Annotated in this window: 3 protein-coding genes; 2 read left to right on the forward strand and 1 reads right to left on the reverse strand. The window is 42.7% G+C overall.

Annotated elements, in window-relative coordinates:
* On the reverse strand, nucleotides 1-124 hold a 124-nt coding region (locus R8N47_RS23985; RefSeq protein ID WP_318185947.1), incomplete at its 3' end, for a DUF496 family protein.
* 327 nt (nucleotides 125-451) lie between these two features.
* Between R8N47_RS23985 and R8N47_RS23990 the strand changes: the two genes are divergently transcribed.
* Together R8N47_RS23990 and R8N47_RS23995 are read left to right on the forward strand one after the other, a co-directional pair.
* On the forward strand, nucleotides 452-667 hold the full coding sequence (locus R8N47_RS23990; RefSeq protein ID WP_005477197.1) for a hypothetical protein: 216 nt from the start codon (nucleotides 452-454) through the stop codon (nucleotides 665-667).
* Nucleotides 668-843: 176 nt separating this feature from the next.
* Nucleotides 844-937 (forward strand): DUF480 domain-containing protein (locus tag R8N47_RS23995; protein WP_318185948.1); only part of this gene is annotated, 94 nt, incomplete at its 3' end.

Raw genomic sequence — 937 nt, forward strand, 5'->3', positions numbered from 1 at the left:
GGAGGTTTTCCAGAAGGTCTACACGTTTACGGTTATCACGAACTTTCTTTTCGTTATCAAGTAGCTCACGTTTTAGTTTGTTTTTACGACGAGCTTGGTTAACGATTTCAAATACGCTACTCATGGTTCCCTTTCCTAATTTGTGAATATCTGCCTCGATTAAAGCACAACATCCAGTGGCATAACAGTCTTTAGATCAATCACAATGCAGAGTTGACCAAATCTCAACCAATTCTCATGTCTCGCTGACAAACAGCCCTTTGGTGGGTTCACTAGAGGGGAGCGAAGATGAAAAAATTCGCACCATGAACGGGTTATTGAGGGGATACGGATGCGTCTTTCTGCGACGGTTATTCCCGATAAGTGGATAGCATTTTGCATTTATGAACAAATCGATACGTTGTCATGGCGAGACCTTCGCTATATCATCAGCGTCATTAAATGAAAAATGATGAAACTTGATATGGACTCTGGTAACACTGCGGAGCAAGCCGACAGTCAAGAGAATGAGAAAGTCACCAGCTCTTTGGCTGAAAAGTTAAAAGCGGCGTACATTGAAGAGAGAAGCCAACTTGAAATCACGGAAGTCGAACTGAATCGTTCGAAAATCATGATGATTGATGAAGACGGCAATATGAGAAAAGTGCCGATTCTCTCGGAGCATTGAGACCGACCCCGATTCGCGATGGGTGCCAGGTCTTTGCGCTATGCTTTAGCCTGGCACCTATACCTAAACAGCTTCAAGTCGTGCAGCGTTTTGAATCGACGGTGCAAAGTAGACATAAAAGACTTAGATGCGGTTTAGGTATAAATTCAAATGCAAAAATAATAAGGAAATGCATTATGAAAGTTGAGCTAACGGCAATTGAAGCACGAGTAATTGGTTGCTTGATTGAAAAAGAAGTGACCACCCCCGACCAATATCCCCTCAGTTTGA

Source organism: Vibrio sp. 2132-1, from assembly GCF_033344315.1.

Coding starts and splice junctions, on each gene's coding strand:
- R8N47_RS23990 (WP_005477197.1), top strand. CDS start 452: ATGAAACTTGATATGGACTCTGGTAACACTGCGGAGCAAGCCGACAGT.